Annotated in this window: 11 protein-coding genes; 6 read left to right on the top strand and 5 right to left on the bottom strand. The window is 66.2% G+C overall.

Annotated elements, in window-relative coordinates; all coding sequences use genetic code 11:
- Window positions 1-435: 435 nt before the first annotated feature.
- From G9C89_RS01480 to G9C89_RS01465, 4 genes are all read left to right on the top strand, one after another.
- The gene (locus G9C89_RS01480) at window positions 436-1,938 is read left to right on the top strand and encodes a SulP family inorganic anion transporter (RefSeq protein ID WP_172143632.1); all 1,503 of its coding nucleotides are present in this window, start codon (window positions 436-438) and stop codon (window positions 1,936-1,938) included.
- 12 nt (window positions 1,939-1,950) lie between these two features.
- Window positions 1,951-2,802, top strand: a complete 852-nt coding sequence (locus G9C89_RS01475) for a universal stress protein (RefSeq protein WP_172143630.1) — start codon at window positions 1,951-1,953, stop codon at window positions 2,800-2,802.
- A gap of 88 nt (window positions 2,803-2,890) precedes the next feature.
- Window positions 2,891-4,012 (top strand): GGDEF domain-containing protein, encoded by a 1,122-nt coding sequence (locus G9C89_RS01470; RefSeq protein ID WP_172143628.1) that lies wholly within the window; start codon window positions 2,891-2,893, stop codon window positions 4,010-4,012.
- Window positions 4,013-4,171: 159 nt separating this feature from the next.
- Window positions 4,172-5,296, top strand: a complete 1,125-nt coding sequence (locus G9C89_RS01465; RefSeq protein ID WP_172143626.1) for a GGDEF domain-containing protein — start codon at window positions 4,172-4,174, stop codon at window positions 5,294-5,296.
- Window positions 5,297-5,319: 23 nt separating this feature from the next.
- Here the strand turns inward: G9C89_RS01465 and G9C89_RS01460 are convergent, their stop codons facing one another.
- The 3 genes from G9C89_RS01460 to G9C89_RS25020 form a co-directional block, all read right to left on the bottom strand.
- Window positions 5,320-7,143 carry a diguanylate cyclase gene (locus G9C89_RS01460; RefSeq protein WP_256674086.1) on the bottom strand — a complete coding sequence of 608 codons (1,824 nt, stop codon included), beginning with the start codon at window positions 7,141-7,143 and terminating at the stop codon, window positions 5,320-5,322.
- A gap of 93 nt (window positions 7,144-7,236) precedes the next feature.
- Entirely contained in the window at window positions 7,237-9,558 is a 2,322-nt protein-coding gene (pbpC, locus tag G9C89_RS01455; protein ID WP_172144814.1) for a peptidoglycan glycosyltransferase PbpC, read from the bottom strand.
- Window positions 9,559-10,153: 595 nt separating this feature from the next.
- Complete coding sequence (locus G9C89_RS25020; RefSeq protein WP_218575907.1) at window positions 10,154-10,744, bottom strand: hypothetical protein; 591 nt, start codon at window positions 10,742-10,744, stop codon at window positions 10,154-10,156.
- Window positions 10,745-11,060: 316 nt separating this feature from the next.
- On the opposite strand from G9C89_RS25020, the gene G9C89_RS01445 reads away from it, so the two are divergent.
- Entirely contained in the window at window positions 11,061-11,363 is a 303-nt protein-coding gene (locus tag G9C89_RS01445) for a hypothetical protein (RefSeq protein ID WP_172143622.1), read from the top strand.
- A gap of 342 nt (window positions 11,364-11,705) precedes the next feature.
- Complete coding sequence (locus G9C89_RS01440; RefSeq protein ID WP_172143620.1) at window positions 11,706-11,999, top strand: hypothetical protein; 294 nt, start codon at window positions 11,706-11,708, stop codon at window positions 11,997-11,999.
- A 149-nt stretch (window positions 12,000-12,148) separates the two neighbouring features.
- Here G9C89_RS01440 and G9C89_RS01435 read toward each other — a convergent pair whose 3' ends face one another.
- Entirely contained in the window at window positions 12,149-17,053 is a 4,905-nt protein-coding gene (locus G9C89_RS01435; RefSeq protein WP_172143618.1) for an alpha-2-macroglobulin family protein, read from the bottom strand.
- Window positions 17,054-17,237: 184 nt separating this feature from the next.
- A complete protein-coding gene (locus G9C89_RS01430) occupies window positions 17,238-17,702 on the bottom strand; it encodes an aminoacyl-tRNA deacylase (protein WP_172143616.1) in 465 nt (154 codons plus the stop codon).
- Window positions 17,703-17,839: the final 137 nt, after the last annotated feature.

Genomic DNA, 17,839 nt, shown 5'->3' with positions numbered 1-17,839 from the left:
AGTCTGCTCCGCGATTGTTGCAATCCGCGGCACTCAGCAGCGCTCGGCACGCGCACGCACAGAACTGAAAGCCCGCGCCAGTCGGCGCAGGGGTTCGATCATGGAACGCCGGCCAAGTTCCGCCGTGCGCCGCAGAGCGCCCGCGCGGGCTGCGGGCAAGCCCCGCCCGTGTTAAGCTGCGCGGCCTTTTTACTTAGTATGGACAGAGACAGGTCGTCATGACACTGGCCCAACCATTACGCTGGCTGCCTAAGCCGCCATAGCGTCACGCCCCCTCCTGCATAGCCTCACCGGTTTCCCGGTCGCGCGGCTGTGCACCCTTGCGTAGCCGAACGCCGTTCGGTCAGGCGCCTGCTTTATTGTTCAATCTGCCATTCACCCAGTCCGCCCGGCGCTTGCGCGCGGCAGCGGAACCCAGCCCTCTTGGAATACGCCATGCTGCAAAGCCTGAAACACACCTGGTTGTTCAACATTCGCGGCGACGTGCTCGCCGGCCTGGTGGTGGCCCTGGCGCTGATCCCCGAGGCCATCGCCTTCTCGATCATCGCCGGGGTCGATCCCAAGGTCGGCCTCTATGCCTCCTTCTGCATCGCCGTGGTGATCGCCTTCGTCGGCGGTCGCCCGGGGATGATCTCCGCCGCCACCGGCGCCATGGCCCTGCTGATGGTCACCCTGGTGAAGAACCACGGCCTCGAATACCTGCTGGCCGCCACCCTGCTCTGCGGCGTGCTGCAGATCGGTGCCGGTTACCTCAGGCTCGGCTCCTTGATGCGTTTCGTCTCGCGCTCGGTGGTCACCGGCTTCGTCAACGCCCTGGCGATCCTGATCTTCATGGCCCAGCTGCCGGAGCTGACCAACGTCAGCTGGCACGTCTACGCCATGACCGCCGCCGGACTGGGCATCATCTACCTGTTCCCCTACGTGCCGAAGCTCGGCAAGGTCATCCCCTCGCCGCTGGTGTGCATCCTCTCGATGACCGCCGTGGCCATGGTCCTCGGCCTGGATATCCGCACCGTCGGCGACATGGGCGAGCTGCCGGATACCCTGCCGATCTTCCTCTGGCCGGATGTGCCCCTGACCTTCGCGACCCTGGCGATCATCTTCCCCTACGCCGCCGCCCTGGCCGTGGTCGGTCTGCTGGAGTCGATGATGACCGCCACCATCGTCGACGACCTGACCGACACCAACAGCGACAAGAACCGCGAGTGCAAGGGTCAGGGCGTGGCCAACATCGCCTCCGGCCTGCTCGGCGGCATGGCCGGCTGCGCGATGATCGGCCAGTCGGTGATCAACGTGAAGTCCGGCGGCCGCGGCCGCCTGTCCTGCCTGGTGGCGGGCAGCGTGTTACTGCTGATGGTGGTGTTCCTCAGCGACTGGGTCAGGCAGATCCCCATGGCCGCATTGGTGGCGGTGATGATCATGGTATCGATCGGCACCTTCAGCTGGGACTCGCTGCGCAACCTCAAGCAGTACCCGCTGTCGACCAATATCGTCATGCTCGCCACGGTGGTGGTGGTGGTCTTCACCCACAACCTGGCCTACGGCGTGCTGGTCGGCGTGCTGCTGGCGGCGATGTTCTTCGCCAACAAGATCGGCCACTTCCTCTATATCGACTCCGCGGCCGACGACACCGGCAGCCAGCGCCGCTACCAGGTGGTCGGCCAGGTGTTCTTCAGCTCCGCCGACAAGTTCGTCGCCGCCTTTGACTTCAAGGAGGCGGTTGATAAGGTGAGCATCGACCTGTCCCGTGCACACTTCTGGGACATCACCGCCGTCGCCGCCCTGGACAAGGTGGTGCTCAAGTTCCGCCGCGAAGGCACCGACGTCGAAGTACTGGGCCTCAACGAAGCCAGCGCCACCATCGTCGACCGCTTCGGCGTGCACGACAAATCGGGCCCCGCCGGGTCCGATGCCGTCGACCAACTGCTGGGCCACTAGAAGGAGCACGACATGACCCACGTAATGGCCTGTATCGATGGTTCGCAATCCGCCACCGGCGTCTGCGACTACGCCGCCTGGGCCAGCCAGCGCCTCGGCGCACCGCTGTGCTTCCTGCATGTCCTGGATCAGGTGCAGTACCCGCAACAGCCTGATCTCAGTGGCACCATCGGCCTGGGCAGCCGCGAACACCTGCTGGCAGAACTGGCGGCGCTCGACGAGAAGCGCGGCAAGCTGGCCTTGGAACAGGGCCATCACCTGCTCGAAGCGGCCAAGGCCCGCGCCAGTGCGGCCGGCATCAGCGACGCCCAGCTGCGCCAACGGCATGGCGACCTGGTCGAGAGCCTCGCCGAACTGCAACAGGACATCCGCCTGCTGGTCATCGGCCGCCAGGGCGAAACCAGCGACAACCTCAGCCAACTGGTCGGCAGCCACCTGGAGAACGTGATCCGCACCCTGCAGCGGCCGATCCTGGTCAGCTGCGGCGAATTCAAGGCGCCGCAAAGCTACCTGTTCGCCTACGACGGCAGCGCCACCGCACGCAAAAGCATCGAGATGATCGCCGCCAGCCCGCTGCTCAAGGGCCTGCCGTGTCACCTGCTGCTGGTCGGCGCCGACACCGCCGCTGCCTGGGAACAGCTCAAGTCCGCCGAGCGGGTGCTGCAGGGTTCGGCCAGCGCTGTGCACCTGGCGATCCGCGCTGGCGACGTCGAGCCGACCCTGCACGCCTACCAGGCCGAGCACGGCATCGACCTGCTGGCCATGGGCGCCTACGGCCACTCGCGGATTCGCCAGTTCCTGGTCGGCAGCACCACCAGCCAGCTGTTGCGCTCCAGCGTCAGCCCGCTGCTGATCCTGCGCTAGGGGAGACATGCCTGATGCTGGCAGAGTGGCACTCCAAGCCTGACTGACGCACTATGGCCGGGCCCAGCAGTTTTTGTGATCCCACATCATGCGCAACCTCGACGTACCCCGTGAGCCCCAGGCCTTCGTGCTCTGGCGTGAAGCCCAGGACACGCGCATCCGCACGCGTCTGGGCGGTGCCTACTACCTGCTGGCGTGGTTGCTGACCTGGCTGTTCAGCGACAACCCGGCGGAGCTGCTGGCCTGGGGCCTGGCCGGAGTCGCCTTGTTCGCCCTGCTGCTGGCGCTGCGCCTGCTCCATCGCCTGCCCGCAGAGGAGACGCCGCAAACGCTGCGCATCTGGCTCGACCGCCATTGGGGATTAGTCCTGCTGACCGCGCTGGCCTGGGGCCTGATGCATGCGTGGGCCCTCAACGACCCGGCATTCGCCAGTTCCTGGCTGATCGCCACCCTCAGCACCATCGCCTTCAGTACGGCGATGGCCTTCAACTTCTCGATGCGCAAGGGCCGCGCCATCGTCGCCCTGCTCCTGCTCTATCTACCCGGCCTGGGCGCACTGGCCGTGGATTGGCACGAACAGCAGGCGATCCTGATCACCCTGGCCTGCTACCTGAGCTACCTGGTCCTGGCGCTCAACCGCAGCCACCGCGAATACCACAACACCCTGGCGCTCGAACTCGAGCTGCTGGAACAACAGCAAAGCCTGGAGCAACTCAGCCGCACCGACAGCCTGACCCAACTGGGCAACCGCTATCTGTTCAACCGCCTGTTTCCGATGATGGTCGCCACCGCCCAACGCCAGCGCGAGCCGATGTCGCTGGTGCTGCTGGACATCGACTTCTTCAAGCGGGTCAACGACCAGCACGGCCATGCCTGCGGCGACGCCTGCCTCAGCGCCTTCGCCGAACGCATGCGCCAGGTGTTTCGCCGCGGCAGCGATGCCCTGCTGCGCCTGGGCGGCGAGGAGTTCGGCGTACTGATGCCCAATACCACGCTAGAACAAGCCTGCCTGCTGGCCGAGAGCTTTCGCCTGGAACTGACCCGGCAAGGCTTCGACGTGCAGGGCAACAGCCTGCCACTGACCGCCAGCCTCGGCGTCGGCTGCTTCGATCCGCTGCGCGACGACAGCGCCGAAGCCTTCTACAAGCGCGTCGACGATGCGCTCTACCAGGCCAAGGGCGCAGGGCGCAACCGCCTGGTCCGGGCCTGACGACCTGCTTGCTGCGGCGCCACAACCTCTCGGTTTTCGCACGATAACTGCCGGCCAATCATCGACCGTGTTGCCCGGCGCAGCGGCCAGCGAACCGGCAAAGGCAAATAGCCATCGCTCGACTAGGCTGAAACTTGTAACTCTCCGAGTACGGCGCCGATGAAGCCTGAGTCTGCGGCCCCCAGCACCCGCCTCAGCTTGTGGCGGGAGGCAAGCGATACCCATGTCCGCTCCAGGTTTGCCGGCTATTACTACCTGCTCGCCTGGGGTCTGCTCTGGTTCACCAGCAGCGCACCCTGGGACAACCTCTGGGCGTGGGGCGGTGGCAGCCTGTTGTTGCTGGTGTTCTTCGCCCTGCGCAGTCGCCATCGCCCATCCGCACAGCTCGACTCGACGCAACTGCAGCGCTGGCTGGATTTGCACTGGCTCGCCATCCTCCTCCAGTCGATGACCTGGGGCCTGATGCTGGCGACCCTGCAGCTGCACCCCGAGATAGCTGCCTCGCACCTGCTGACCATGCTCAGCGCGGTGGTGTTCGCCACCGCCCTGGCGTTTACCTTCCCGATGCGCATGGGCCGGTGCACGCTGGCGATCCTGCTGACCTACCTGCCCAGTACCGCGGTCAAGTTCCACCTGGGCATCGGCGATATCGGCGAATCCGTGGCATTGGTGGTCTACCTGGGTTATCTGGGCCTGTTCCTCTATCGCTGGAACCGCGAGTACCGTATCGGCCTGGAACGCGAACTGCGCCTGCTGCTGCACGGCGAACAGCTGGACCGACTGAGTCGCACCGATGCCCTGACCGAACTGGGTAATCGTTATCAGTTCAACGCCCTGCTGCCCGCCTGGCTGGCCAACGCGCGCCGACAAAACGGCCAGCTGACCCTGGTGCTGCTGGATATCGATCACTTCAAGAAGGTCAACGACCAGTACGGCCACCGCACCGGCGACCTCGGCCTGCAAGCCTTCGCCGAACGCATGCGCCAGGTATTCCGCCGCGACAGCGATATCCTCCTGCGCCTGGGTGGCGAGGAATTCGCCGTGCTGATGCCCGATACCCCGCTGGAGCAGGCCATCCCGCTGGCCGAGGGCTTTCGCGCCTCGCTGGCCGCGCAGCCGTTGCAGGTACAGGCGCAGGTGCAGCAGCTGCCACTGACCTGCAGCCTCGGCATCGGCCACTTCCTGCCACTCTGCGACGACTCGGCGGAAACCTTCTACAAACGGGTCGACGATGCCCTCTATCGGGCCAAGGCCAGGGGCCGCAATCGGCTCGAACTGGCCTGATGCCTGCCGGGCGAGCCGCCAACTCACGACGAATACAGCACCACTCCCTGCTTGCCACTGCGTTTGCGCTGATACATGGCCTGATCGGCCTGACGCATCAGGGTTTCGATATCCGGCTCGATCCCGTCGCTGAAACTGATGCCGATGCTCGCGCCAACGCTGACACTTTGCTGCTGCAGCGTCACCGGCAAACTGATGACGTGCAACAGGCGTTCCGCCAGTCCCAGGACTTCCTGCCGATCAAGGATGCCTTCGCTGAGCAGAATGAATTCATCGCCGCCCAGGCGGGCGACCAGATCGCTACCCCGGGCAAACGCCTGCAGCCGCGCGGCAACCTCGATCAACACCCGATCCCCGACCGCATGCCCCCACTCGTCATTGATGTCCTTGAAGCCATCCAGATCGATCAACACCAGCGCCAGCAGTTCGCCGCGCCGCCTGGCGCGCGACATGGCCTGCTGCATATGGCTTGCCAGGGCGGTCCGGTTGGCCAGCCCGGTCAGCGGATCCTGCATGGCCTGCGCTTCCAGCCGGGCATTGGCTTCGGCCAGCGCTTCGGTGCGTTCGGCTACCCGCTGTTCCAGCACCTTTTCCTGCTGGAGCGCGGCGGCCAGCGCCTGCTTCTGCGCCTCTGCCTGCAGCCGCTTGAGCTGATTGAAGCGCGCCGCCAGCCCCAGCGAGAGCAACAGCATCTCCATGGCCGAGCCAATCTGCATGGCGTTGACGGTGACGAAGTTGGACGGGATCAGGCCGAAGTTACGCAGCGCCAGCAGGGTGCCGCCGATCAGCAACGCCAGCCAGGCCAGCACGAAGATCCGCGCTCCCGGTACTCGCCTGGCCACACAGATCAACCCGCTGACCAGCAGCACCACAGTGGTGATCAGGCCGACGATGGACATCAACTGCAGCGCTCGCTGCACCTCGATCGCCAGCGTGGCCAGGGTCGCCAGTGCCGCCAGGCAGGCCCACACGCACAGGCAACGGTCGAGTCTTGGTGCGCGCCGCGCGGTAGACAAAAATGCCCGGGCAAACAGCACCCCAAGGGTGGCCGCCAGGCTAAGAGCAAGAGGTAGCAGCCGATTGCCCAGCGTGCCCAGGTCAGGCCACAGGTATTGCGCGCCCAGGCCGTTGATGGCCAATGCACCGACCCCGAAACTGGCGACAAAACACACATACAGAATGAACGAGCGCTCGCGCAATACCGCGAACAGCAACAGGTTATAGCTGCCCAGTGCCAGCAACGCGCCGAAATACAGGGCCAGCACCACATAGCCCTTCTGGCTGTATTGCTGGAAGTCCGCCGCCGACCATAACCGGCTACCCAGGGTCAGGCTGCCCGCGGAGTGGGCGCGGATAAACAGCCTGCGCTGTTCGCCGGGCGCCAGACGCAGGGCAAACAGCGGGTTGCGGTGACCGATGCTGCGCTCGCCGTAGGCCAGGGTGTCGCCAGAATGCTGAACCTGTATGCCGTCCGCGCCGACGCTGTAGAGGCTGACCCGGTCGAGCGAGGCGTAGCTCATCTCGATCAGCCAATCGCTGAGCTCGTCTGCCGTGGAAACCAGGTCGAAGCTCAGCCAGAGATGATCATGGGTATAGCCGAAATTCAGATCGCGGCGTTCACTGGCCGGAAGGAACTGCTCGACCTGCTGCACAACCTGTTCGATCTGCAGGCTGCGGCTCGGGTCGCGCAGATAGCGGATGTAGGGCTGCAATTCGATGGCCGACTGGCTGCCATCGACCCGCAACACCTGCGGCCCGGCAGCCGCCATGGGGCTGACCAGCACCAGGATGCAGGCCAGCAGACGCAGGCAGGCCAAGAGACCCGCAATCGCGAACTTATCCGGCAAAGCCAACTCCCCATAGCCACAGGCCTTTAATAGCATCGTGCCAGCCTATGGGGATTGAAGATAGCTCAGCAAGGCGGAGGACGCGTCAGGTCGCTAGTCACCCACACTGAATTCCAGGCGCGCGGTCTGGCCGCTCTGGTCCAGCACGCTGAGCTGGTAGCGGCCACTGCGGCTGAAGGCGTGGTTGAAGTCGGCCGCGGCCGCGGTCTCGCCCAGCGGCTGGCCATTGACGAACCACCAGCGCCGGCCCGCGCCGCCGAGGGCGGAAAGGCGCAGACGCAGCGGCTCGGCACTGCCCGCCGGGCGGCGCAGGCGGTCGCCCTGGCGCACCCCGACAATCGACAGCGGCGCGGCCAGCGTTGTCCCGTGCGGCGGGCAAGCCGGGTCGCTGGCCGGCAGGCGCGCGCTGCGCCGCTCGGCACGCGGCAGCCAGGGTTCCAGGGCGGCCGGCCACAGCAGCAACTCGTGTGCCTCGGCCTCCGGGCAATTGGCCGCGACCCGCAGCCCCGCGGCGCTCAGCCACAGCGGTTCGCGCAGGCCCAAGCCGAGCGGCTGATCGAGCGCCTGCAGGGTCGGTGGCGTGGTGCCGTGCAGGGTCCAGGCGAATCGCTGGCGGCGGCAGTTGGGGTCGGCCTTGGCCAGTGGCTGGCCCAGCGGCCAGCAGATCGCCGCCACGCCGACCGCCGCCGGTTGCGGATCGGCCGGCACGCCGAGGCCGCGCTGGCTGTCGCGGTTGCTCAAGAGGTCGTGCACTTGCAGCAGCAAGGGTGCGGCCGAGGCCAGGCCGAACTGACCGGGCACCGGCGTGCCGTCCGGTCGGCCGATCCAGATGCCGATGACATAGCGCGGCGCCACGCCGATCGCCCAGGCATCGCGAAAACCGTAGCTGGTGCCGGTCTTCCAGGCCAGGCTCGGCCGCTGCAGCAGCTGCGCGCGCGGGTCGCGGTCCGGGCGAGCCTGACCACTGAGAATGCGCCGCACGATCCAGGCCGCGCCGGGCGACAGCAGGCGCCGCTCATGCATCCCGTCTTCAGGTTGGAAACGCAGGCGCGCCGCCTTGCCGCCACGGGCGAAGGCGCTGTAGCCGCTGACCAGTTCCTCCAGGCGGCTGCCGGCGCCGCCAAGGATCAGCGCCAGATTCGGCTCGGCCAGCGGCGGCAAGGCCAGGGGCACCCCGGCGCTGCGCAGTTCGCCGGCGAAGCGCTTCGGCCCGTAGGCCTCCAGCAGTTGTACCGCCGGCAGGTTGAGCGAGCGCGCCAGCGCCTCGCTGACCGACACCGCGCCGCTGAAACCGGCGGCGAAGTTGCCCGGACGGTAATCGCCGTAACGCCGCGGCACATCTTGCAGCAAGGACTCGGAATGAATCAGGCCGTCATCCAGGGCCATGCCATAAAGGAAGGGCTTGAGCGTCGAGCCGGGCGAGCGCAGGGCACTGATCATGTCGACATGGCCGAAGCGCTTGGTATCGCCGATATCCACCGAGCCGAGGTAGGCACGCACCGCCATGCTCGGCTGCTCGACCACCAGGATCGCCGCCGAGGTGCGCTCCGGCAAGCGGGCGCGCCAGCCCAGCAGCAGGTCTTCCAGGCGCCGCTGCAGCGCCGCATCCAGGGTGGTGCGAATCAGCGGCGGGCTGCCGGGCCGGTTCAGCCGCCGCGCCAGCAACGGCGCCAGGCGGGGTTCCTGACGCGGCGCCAGGAGTACCGGTTCCTCCAGGGCATCCGCGATCGCCGCCTGCGGCCAGACTTCGAAGCTGGCCAGGCGCCTGAGCACCTTGTCCCGCGCCGCCTGGGCGCGCTCAGCATGACGGTCCGGGCGCAGACGGCTGGGCGCCTGCGGCAACACCGCCAGCAACGCCGCCTCGGCGCGGGTCAGCTGGCTCGGCGGTTTGCCCAGATACGCCCAACTGGCCGCAGCCACCCCCTGCAGGGTGCCGCCGAAGGGCGCACGGTTGAGGTAGAGGCCGAGGATCTCGTCCTTGGACAGATGCCACTCCAACTGCGCGGTGCGCCACACCTGCTTGAGCTTGCCGGCGTAACTGCGCGCATGCGGATCGAGCAGCCGCGCCACCTGCATCGACAGGGTGCTGCCGCCGGAGACCCGCCGCCCGCCACTGAGGTTCTGCCAGGCCGCACGCGCCAGGGCCAGCGGATTGACCCCGGGATGCCGATAGAACCAGCGATCCTCGTAGGTCAGCAGCGCCTCGAGGTAATAGGGCGAGACCTCACTGGGGGCGACCGGATAGCGCCACACCCCGTCCTGATCGGCGAAGCGCCACAACGGCGTGCCGTCCTCGGCCAGCACCACCCGCGCCAGATCGTCTTCCGGCAACGGCAGGGGGAACAGGCGGTCGGCGACGAACAGAAGCAACAAAAACAGTATCGGCAGCGATACAACCCCACTCCGGCGACGTATCCAAGCGAACAGTGCTTTTCGGCCACCTTCGAACACCCGATAAATCTCCTAACCGCATGAAATTAAATGACTTCTATTAATACAACAGCGACACAGTAGAAACCGAATAAAGCCATTTATTTGGCGCTAAATACTTGCCAATTGATTATTAACCAACCAATAACAGCCGATCGTCGGAATATTGTCGGAAGTCCCCAAAGAACTGTTTCACCAGCTTTACAGCGTATCGGCGCAGAGCTACACCCATATCAAACTGACATCAGATGAAGTGGGCCGTTCTTCTGATTCAGTAGCCACCAATACATTGGCCTCAACCTTAGCCTCATGACTCCAAGCCAGCGACCAAAGGATACCGCGAAAAATGCAAGCCCCGGGGATCGAGGCTTGCATCTTGGGGGCCAGCCAGGCCCCACACAGGGAGCACAGCGCGGACTGGTCTGACTAGTAGGAGAGGAGCGCTCTTTTACCGGGCAGGACAACAATCATGGAATACAAGTCTCCCGCAGCAGACCACAACCAGTCGACAGCAATGGATACGGGCAGGCCTTTACGCGGCGCCCTGGCGGTTTTACCTACCGCTCTGCTGTCGGCGGTGCTATTCGGCCTCAGCACGCCGGCGCTGGCGGATCACGACGTCGAGCACGTCGTGACCAATCTCAAGGGCGGCCTTGGCGCCCTCGAGCAGCGGGTGTGGGATTGTGAACATGGCGTCGGCGGTGCCTGCCCTGGCACCAAGGGCGATACAGGGGAACAGGGCATCCAGGGCGAGATCGGACCAATAGGACCGCAAGGACTGCAGGGCGAAGTCGGGCCAGTCGGACCGCAAGGGCCGCAGGGCGAAGTCGGGCCAGTCGGACCGCAAGGGCCGCAGGGCGAAGTCGGGCCAGTCGGACCGCAAGGGCCGCAGGGCGAAGTCGGGCCAGTCGGACCGCAAGGGCCGCAGGGCGAAGTCGGGCCAGTCGGACCGCAAGGGCCGCAGGGCGAAGTCGGGCCAGTCGGGCCGCAAGGACTGCAGGGCGAAGTCGGGCCAGTCGGGCCGCAAGGACTGCAGGGCGAAGTCGGGCCAGTCGGGCCGCAAGGGCCGCAGGGCGAAGTCGGGCCAGTCGGGCCGCAAGGACTGCAGGGCGAAGTCGGGCCAGTCGGGCCGCAAGGACTGCAGGGCGAAGTCGGGCCAGTCGGACCGCAAGGGCTGCAGGGCGAAGTCGGACCTGAGGGGCCTGAGGGGCCGCAGGGCGATACCGGCTTGACCGCCTGGGAACGAGTATCCATGGACTGCACAGGGAGCGGCACTATCACCTGCACCGCAACCTGCACTGGAACAAAGATGGTTTTAGGGGGGGGCATAAGTAATACCAACGCCTCCTGGCAGATCCTTCAAAACTATCCGGCAGCCGAATCGAGTTGGACAGCAACTCTGACAAGGAGCGGGGGCGGCTCACACACCATCACCACTTACGCCATCTGCGCGAACACCAACTAGCCCGACCCAGGAGGTATGAGTCATGAACAAGCTTTCGCTTTATCTCTGGCCGGTCGTGGCAATGCTGCTGGCCGGCCCCGCGCTGGCTAATCATTGCGACGCGAACTTGGCCGACGCACACGCCTCGATCGACCGAGCCTACAGCCTCGAGCCCAACGTGGAGGATGCGGTAGCCGCCCTGCTACCAGCCGCCATCGAAGCCTGCCGGTTAGAGGAAGAGCAACTGGCCACAGCGGAGTTCGGCTCGCCGATGCTCGAGCCGGATTATGTGTCGGTCGGCCAATCCATGCTGATCAACGTCACCGCACTGGTCAGCGTTCCATAGGCCTGGCGGCGACAGCCGCTCCCGCAACCAGGGTGCAAGCGCCGCCACGGCCTTGCACCCTTCTTTTTGCAGCGCACTGCCCCATTTCTCCGGCACAGGCCACGACCCGACTCGGCCTACCGCACGCACCCCGCCTATTCGGCGCAGACTTTCCCCGGACTGTATCCGGGCAGCAGAAGCTCGCAGTCAAGCTTTTGTAGCCCGGATGAAATCCGGGGGCCACAACCCAATACACCTGCGAATGCGCCCAAGGAATGGCACACTAACGGCCCTTGGCGCAGGCGCTGGATGGCAATCGCTGCCACTCGGCCCTCCGGCGCTCGGCTGACAGGAACAATGCAGATGCAGGTAGAAGGTTTTTTCGAATGGCTCGGCCAGGCGTTCGGCTCGGTCATCCGTTTTATCGTCGAGGCCATGAGCGGCTTCCTCGGTTTGTTCGGCGATGCGCTCGGTGGTTTTATCAATGGCATGTCCAAGGCCCTGGGCATCGCCCCGTCGCTGCTTGGCACTCTGGTACTGATCGTCGGCCTGCTGTTGCTCTATGCCGCCGTACGCGCTTTCTTGCGCCGCTCGATCATCGTCGGGCTGATCTGGCTGTTTTTCGGCCTGTGGCTGCTCGGCGGGCTGATTAGCTGAACGTCCCGCCAGGCAATGCTCGCCTCGCACACCGCACGCAGGCTAGGCGTCAGATGCGACACCCTGGTTGAAGGCACGCCACAACCCCGTGGGAGCGGATTTATCCGCGAAGCTTCGCGGCTCTCCCACGGGTAGCACGCAGCTCGCCTCTAGCGCTCCTCGACCACCATCATCTCCGGCGTTTCGCCCAGGGCCTGCCAGTTCGGCCGGTACATCGATTCCACCTGCGGCGGCGGCACGCGGTAGCTGCCGGGGGTGACGGCGCGGGCCAGGTAGAGCAGATGGCTGGTCTCGTAGTTGCTGACATCCAGGGCTGCGACATAGCGGTCGCCGCGAAATTCCTGGTGCTTGATGCGGGCATTGGCCATCGACTTCTGCCATTCCTGCACCGCGCTGCTAGCATCTTCCAGGCTGGCGGCGCTTTGCGCGAGGTTCTGGTTTTCCAGTTCCAGGCCGGCGGGCAACAGGTCGACGACCAGGGCATCCGGCACCCGTTGCTTGGCCGCCACGGCCAGATGCACCAGCACCAGTTCGCCGCTTTTCAGTGCAGCGAGATCCAGCGGACTGCCGTCCATACCCAAGTACTCGCGGTAGATGCTCAGGTTCTCGCCGCCGGCCGTCGGTGCCTTGGCCGGGTAGCCGGACAGGGTCAGCTGCTGGTACAGCGGCTCGCTGCCCGGATTGCCGATGGTCAGGGGTGAGGCCAGTTGGCTGGCGTCCAGCTTGAGACCAGGCTGGCGATTGCTCAGTTCGAACTGAAACGCGCCGCTGCTAAGCGCGGCGCGCCAGTTCGGTTCCGGCTTGTCGAGCAGCTTGCGCCCGGCCAGGTACAGCGCATTGCGCTCCTGGGTCGACAGCCACTGCTGACCGGCCACTTCGTCGGCCAGGGCGAACAGCCGGTCTTCGCGACTGCCCGCTGCCAGCTCATGTTCCTCCAGCAACGCCAGGATCAGCGCCTGATCGCGCAGCGGGCTGCCATAGTCGGCCAGCCAGTTGTCGCCCTCGCGGCTGCGCGCCAGGCCGGCGGCCAGGGCATCGTCGGCGCGCGGCTGATCGCCCATCTTCTGCAAGGCCACGGCCAGATGCACCAGCGGCAAACCGGACAGTGCATCGGCGCGCCGCTCGTACAGGCTGCGCAAGGCGCCGAGCGGTGCCTGTTGGCTGCGCGCCAGCACATAAGCGGCGTACGCCTGCACGGCGAAACGGCTGTGGTTGGCATTGTCGCTGTAGTCGATCTCGATCAGGTTGCGCTCCTGCACATAGCGCAGCAGCCGCTCGCTGGCCTTTTTCAGTGCCTCGGCTGGCACGCCGAAGCCCTGCTCGCGGGCGCGCAGGAGGAAGTCGCTGACGTAGGCGCTCAGCCAGTATTCCTCGTCGCCGTCCGCGCCCCACAAGCCGAAGCTGCCGTTATGCCGCTGCATGCTCAGCAGGCGCTCGATGCCCAGCTCGATGGCGCGCCGGCGTTGCGCGTCCGGTTCGCCCTCCAGGCCCAGGCGCTTGAGCGCAGCCGCATCGGCATACAGCGACGGATACAGGCCGCTGGTGGTCTGCTCCAGACAGCCATAGGGATAAGCCTTGAGCGCACGGATCTGCTCGCCGAGGTTGAGCGGCGGCCGACTGGAGATCGCCAGACGCGCCTCCAGCCCCGCCGGTTCGAAGGCTGCCAGGGCGCCTTCCGGCAGGCTCCAGGCCTGATCCTTGAGCACCGCACGGAAGTGCTGCAGCTGCGCCGGATAGGCCGGACGCACGCCCAGGGTCCACTCGCGACGCAGCGGCGGCAGATCTTCGCCGGGTAGCTCCAGCCCTTGCACCGTCACCGTGAAACGGCCCTGACCGAAGCCACCGAGGGCACGCACCGGAATGCGCAGGATGGTGCGCTCGCCATCGGCCAGGCGCAGGCTGGTTGCCGCAGCGGCCGGCTCGATCAGGCTCAGCTGGCCCTCGACGCCGATCTGCACCTGCAGTTGCTGGGCCTGGCCGGACAGGTTGCGCAGATCCAGGGCCAAGCTGGTCTGGTCGCCACCGGCGAGGAAGCGCGGCGCCGACAGCTCGGCGATCAAGGGCGCGGCCACCAGGGTCTTGCCTTCGGCCATGCCGTAGCGTTCATCGCTCCAGGCTTGCGCCATCAGGCGCAGTTCGCCGTTGAAGTCGGGAATGTCCAGGCTGACTTCGCCCTCGCCCTGCGCGTTCAGGCGCAACGGCTGGCTCTGCAGGGCGACGATCCGCACGCTGGTGTCCGGGCGCTTGCCGCCGCCGGCCAGCGCCGCGTCACCACCGAAGGCCAGCTTGGCCACCCGCCCCTGGCCGGCTTCGATCAGTTGCCCGTAGACATCCAGCTGGTCGGCGCCGTAGGCCTTGCGCCCGAACAGGCTGGCGAACGGGTCGGGGGTGGCGTAGTCGGTGATGTTGAGGATGCCGACATCCACCGCGGCGACCAGCACCTGCACCGATTGCGCCACGCTGCCGTCGGCATTGCGCGCCTGCACCTTGACCTTGAGCGGCTGGTTCGGCCGCATCTTCTCGGCTGCAGTGAGGCTCAGCGTCAGCTGGCGCGGCGCGCGCTGCAGCGGCAGATGCAGCAGGCCGACCGCGCGCTTGGGCGTGGCGTTGCTCTTGCGCTCGCCGGGGCGGATCACCAGGGCGCTGACGTACAGGTCATGCCGCGCCCAGTCCCTGGCGAGCGGAATCTCGAAGGTTTTGCCCTCGGCCGGCACCTCGATTGCCTGCCACCACAGCGGCCCGTCGCTGGACTCGACCAGCAGATAACCGCTGCCGGCGGCTGGCGGGGTGACCGTGACCCTGGCGGTTTCACCGTCGCCATAGGCCGGTTTGTCCAGCGCCAGCTTGACCTGATCCGGGCGCACCGCACCACCATCGGCGTTGTCCTGCCAGCGGTAGCCGGCCCAGAAGCGCAGGCTGCTGAGCAGGCCGGTCTGGGCGTCGATCACTTCGACCCGATAAGGCCCCCACTCCACCGGGAAGCTGATCTTCGCCGTGCCGCCGGCCGCGACCTTGAGGGTTTCCTCGTTGAGGGTGAGGAATTTCTCGTTGTAGTTATGGCTCCAGCCGTCGCTGTCGGAGAAGTTCCAGTAGTAGTCGCGGCGCTCGCGCACCAGGCGCACGCTCAGCTGCTCGGCGGCCAGCTTGTTGCCGGCGGCATCGGCCACCAGCACCTCGAATTCAGCCAGGCTGTCGGCGTCGACCTGCTCGCCGTCGAACAGCCCGCGCACCCCCGGCAGGCGCTCGGCCGGCCATACCGGCTGGACCAGGCGGCGGGTGATCGGCCGGCCGCCGGACTCCTGCAGGCTGGCCTGGAGGATCAACTTCAGCGGCGACTTGGCATCGGCCCAGCGGCTGTCGATGTTCAGGCTGGCCTGGCCCTGCTGGTCCAGGCTGGTTTCGTCCAGCTCGATGTCCTGGCTCAACTCCTCCTCGGTAACCGAGCCGAACTGGTAACCCGGCAGGCTGGCCACCGCCTCGCGCAACGGGCGCACGTAAAGCTGGCCGCTGAGGCGATTGCCAGCGGCCGGCGCGCCATACAGGTAGCGCCCGTTCACCTCGAAACGCGCACTGTCGCCTGGTTTGAACGGCACCTCGCTGCCCTTGAGTTCCAGCGCCAGGCGCTCGGGCAGGAAGTCTTCGACCGAAAATTCATACAGTTGCGGCATGCCATCGCCGAGGTCGAACAACAGTTGCCAGCGCCCGGTCGGCGCCTCCTCGGCCAGTTGCAGCTGGTATTGGTAGAGCCCGGAATCATCGGCCTGCCAGACGAACTTGCGGCTGACCTGCTCGTCCGGCCGGCGCACCTCGACATGCACCGGTTGCGCCTTGACCGCGTGGCCGTCGGCGTCGCGCAGCAGGGCGTTGAGCAGCACGGTTTCGCCGGGGCGATAGAGGTCACGCGGGCCGAACACGAAGAACTGCAGCGGATGGGCCTGGGGGCCGGCGATGTCGAACTCGGCCAGGTCCAGCGCCGGGCCGTTCAAGCGCAGCAGACTGGTCTGCTCGCCCAGCTGCGCCAGCAGCACCTCGGCCTTGGCCGCCAGCGGCAGCTCGGCATGCCCGACGCTGTCGGTCTTGCCCGCGGCGAGCAGCCGGCCTTGATCATCGAGCAGCTGCAGCTCGACCTCGGCCAGGGCCGCGCCGCCGGCCAGGGCCTGGGTGAACACGTCCAGACGGTTGCGGTAGCGGTGCGCGGACAGGCCGATGTCGCTCAGGGTGAACAGGGTGGCCGGTTGCGAGTAGCTGTAGCTGCCGGCGGCGCGCATCACCGCCAGGTACACTCCGGGCTGCTGCAGCGGCGCCAGGCCGGCGATCGGCAGGAGTAGGGTCTCGCGGGTGTTGCGCGCCGGAGCCAGGTCGAAGCGCCCGCCATAGACCAGTTCGGCCATCGGCAGCAGCTGTTGCGCCTCCCAGGTGTCGAGGTTGCTGCTGCGCCCCCACTGGCCGAGAAAGGCCGGCAGCGCCTGCGGCTTGATGCGAAAGAACTCGACGTTGACCTGGTCGACGTTCAGCGCGATCACCGGCAAGCCCTCGGCCAGCCGGGTCGGCAGCAGCGAACCGCGGCTGGCGAAACCGACGCTGGCCTGCAGGTCGCGGGTCTGCAGGCGGCTGACGTATTCGGCGGCCAGTTCTTCGCCGTTCACCGCGCGCAGCCCGGCGTCCACCGTCAGCACCAGCTTGCGCCGCGGCTCCAGGTGGCGCAGGCGCAACTCCATCAGGTTGTCGCTCAGTTCCCAGGCGCCGTCGAGCTTGCCGCTCTTGCTGTCGACCAGGTGCAGGCGCCCGGCAAAATCCTGCTCGGGCTCGAGCGGCACGGAAAAGCTCACCAACAGCGCACTGGCGCCCTCCAGCTGAACTTCGGAGACATCCACCACGCTCGGCTCGCGTCTGGCATAACGCGCGGCCAACGCCGCACGATCGACGGCCGGCCTGGCCGCCTCGCCGCTGGTTACGGCGGCGTCCGGCTTGACTTTGGCGGGTTCGGGAGTGGAGGAATCACAGGCGCTGAGCAGGCTCAGGACAAGTGCCAGAAGCAGTCCTTTGTTCGGCATTGCAGGCTCCAACAGAATGCTAGGTGCAGGAGCCAGTCACTATAGCCGAGCCGCCCTGAAGCGAGGAAAACCCCACGGCAAAAACACCCATGACGCCCGGTCGCCTTGCGGCAATCGGATCATGGGTTCGAGCCCGGCGAGTGGAAAAATAGCCAATGTCGTCGCCAGCGTTTTGTACAGGCTCTCAGGCGCAGAGGTCGCAAACCTCGGCGTTGGGTGCCAGTTTGAAGAACTCGTCGACCGGCATGTGTATCAGGCTTTCGTGATCCCCGGCTTCCAGGTAGATGTCCTGCTGGCGCACCAGCATCGGATCGATCAGCATGTCGAGACCATAGACCTCGCCCAGCGCCGGTATCGCGCCGCGCTCGCAATCCTTGAACAGACTCACCAGCGCCTGCTCGCCACTGAGCTGCCAACGTTGCGTGCCCTTGTGCACCTTGCTCAGATCCAATTGCCGATTGGCCGGTAATACGGCCATCAGGTAGTGCCCGCGACGATCGTCGAGAATCACCGATTTAGCCATTCGTGAAGCGGGAATCCCGGCCTTGCGCGCCGACTCCAGGCTGGTCGCCGAGGGCATGTGCTCGACCAGCTTGAACTGACAGTGCGCCCGCTGCAGGCTGCGCTCCAGGGTTTGTGCCATATGCATGAGCCACCTCCTCGACCGTTTTCATTCGCGGTCATTGCCGATTGCCTGCTTCAAGTCTAGTCAGGCAACGGTGCGGCCAAGAAACGCTTGCTGCTATCGCGCGGCAGGCATAGTCGAAACAGCACTATCGAGTCCGC

It is taken from the genome of Pseudomonas tumuqii, assembly GCF_013184545.1.
In the GTDB taxonomy this organism is placed as follows: domain Bacteria; phylum Pseudomonadota; class Gammaproteobacteria; order Pseudomonadales; family Pseudomonadaceae; genus Aquipseudomonas; species Aquipseudomonas tumuqii.
This window is presented reverse-complemented; position numbering and strand designations above follow the sequence as displayed.